Source organism: Nocardioides sp., from assembly GCF_031422975.1.
GTDB lineage: Bacteria > Actinomycetota > Actinomycetes > Propionibacteriales > Nocardioidaceae > Nocardioides.
This window is the reverse complement of record NZ_JANPEO010000641.1, coordinates 1-2,256: the sequence shown is the minus strand read 5'-3', so window position 1 is coordinate 2,256 and position 2,256 is coordinate 1. Positions and strand designations below refer to the sequence as shown.

The window sequence follows — 2,256 nt, the reverse complement described above, 5'->3', positions numbered from 1 at the left end:
GGCACCGGCGCGCGTTCGTGCGCACCGGGTCCGGCCCCGCGCTGCTCCTCCTTCACGGTCTCGGCGCCGACCACACCACCTGGGAGCCGGTCATCGACCAGCTCGCACGTCGATACACCGTCGTCGCGCCGGACCTCCTCGGCCACGGGCAGTCCGCCAAGCCGCGGGCCGACTACAGCGTCGGCGGCTACGCCAACGGCATGCGCGACCTGCTCACCGTGCTGGGCATCGACCAGGTCACCGTGGTCGGACACAGCTTCGGCGGAGGCGTCGCGATGCAGTTCGCCTACCAGTTCCCCGAGCGCTGCGAACGCCTCATCCTGGTCAGCAGCGGCGGGCTCGGCCCCGAGGTGTCGCCCGCGATCCGGATGATCACGACGCCGGGCTTCCACCAGGCCATGGCGCTGCTGACGCTGCCGGGCGTGCGCCACCTCGGCGCGATGGGTATGCGTGCCCTCGCCGCCACCGGCAGGCGCTCGCTTCGCGACCTGGGCGAGGCAGCGGCCATCTACGAGTCGTTCCAGGACCCGCACACCCGGGCCGCGATCCGGCACGTCGTGCGGGCCGTGGTGGACTGGAAGGGCCAGATCGTCACCGTTTCCGACCGTGCCTACCTGACCGAAGCGATGCCGATGTGCGTGATCTGGGGCCGCAACGACCAGATCATCCCGGTTCGCCATGCCAGCAACGCCGCCGCCCTGGCACCGTCGGCCCGCGTCGAGGTGATCCCCAACGCGGCGCACTTCCCGCACAAGGACCACCCGCAGCGTTTCGTCCGGATCGTCAACGACTTCATCCGCTCGACCGAGCCGGCGACGTACGACCGTGAGCGCTGGCGCGACCTGCTCGAGACGGGTCCTCGCGTCGTGCCGCTCCAGGCCGAGGCCGGGGAGGCGCCGGTGGCGCCGGTGCACGTGCTCGGCGCCGGCGCCTGACGATCTAGCGCCGGCGCCTGACGGTCAGGCGTCCCCGCCCTCCTGCTTGACGTCGCGCACGGCGGTCGGGTCGTCGATGCGGTACTTGGCGGCCGCCTCGACCACCCGCTCGCGCGGGAACTGGCCGGCGTCGGCGAGGGACTGCAGCGCCTGGACGACGACGCTCTGGGCGTCCACGTTGAAGAAGCGACGTGCGGCGGGCCGGGTGTCGGCGAAGCCGAAACCGTCGGTGCCGAGCACGCGGAAGTCACCGGGGACCCAGCGCGCGATCTGCAACGGCACCGCACACATGAAGTCGGAGACGGCCACGACCGGACCGGCCACGTCGGCGAGGCGGTCCGCGACGTACGCGGTGCGCTTGTCCTCGCCCGGGTGCAGGAGGTTCCACTGCTCGGCGGCGACTGCGTCGCGAGCCAGCTCGTTCCACGACGTCACCGACCAGGTGTCGGCCCGGACGCCCCAATCGTCGGCGAGGATCTGCGCGGCCTCGGTGGCCCACGGCATCGCCACCCCCGACGCCATCAGCTGCACGCGGGGACCTTCCCCCTCGCCCACACCGACACGGTGGATGCCCTTGAGGATGCCGTGGACGTCCACGTCATCCGGCTGGACCGGCATCGAGACGGGCTCGTTGTAGACGGTGATGTAGAAGATCACGTTCTCCGCGTCGGCGCCGTACATGCGCTCGAGGCCGGACTGCATGATGTGGCTGACCTCGTAGGCATACGCCGGGTCGTAGTGCACGACGGCGGGGTTGGTGGCTGCGATCAGCGGCGAGTGGCCGTCCGCGTGCTGGAGGCCCTCACCGGTCAGGGTGGTGCGACCCGCGGTGGCCCCGATCAGGAACCCGCGGGCGAGCTGGTCCGCCATCGCCCAGATCGAGTCACCGGTGCGCTGGAACCCGAACATCGAGTAGAAGATGTAGAACGGGATCATGTGCTCGCCGTGCGTGGAGTACGCCGAGCCGGCAGCCGTGGCCGAGGCCATCGCGCCCGCCTCGGAGATGCCCTCGTGCAGCATCTGGCCCTGCACCGACTCCTTGTAGGACAGGAGCAGCTTGCGGTCCACGGGGTCGTACTGCTGGCCGCCGGGGTTGTAGACCTTGGCGCTCGGGAACATCGAGTCCATGCCGAACGTGCGGTATTCGTCGGGGGCAATCGGAACGATGCGATCGCCGATTTCCGGGTTCTTCATCCAGTCCCGGAGCAGCCGGACGACGGCCATGGTGGTGGCGATCTTGTTCTTGCCCGAACCCTGCTTGAGCTCGGCGTACATCTCGTTGCCGGGCAGCTTGAGGTCGGTGGCGCGCTTCACGCGCTTG

At 70.2% G+C, this 2,256-nt stretch carries 2 protein-coding genes; one reads left to right on the top strand and one right to left on the bottom strand.

Annotated features, from left to right (window positions below; translation table 11 throughout):
• Window positions 1–935 (top strand): alpha/beta fold hydrolase (locus RMO85_RS18940; RefSeq protein WP_310530269.1); only part of this gene is annotated, 935 nt, incomplete at its 5' end.
• A gap of 24 nt (window positions 936–959) precedes the next feature.
• Here RMO85_RS18940 and RMO85_RS18935 read toward each other — a convergent pair.
• Window positions 960–2,256 (bottom strand): transketolase-like TK C-terminal-containing protein (locus tag RMO85_RS18935; protein WP_397204350.1); only part of this gene is annotated, 1,297 nt, incomplete at its 5' end.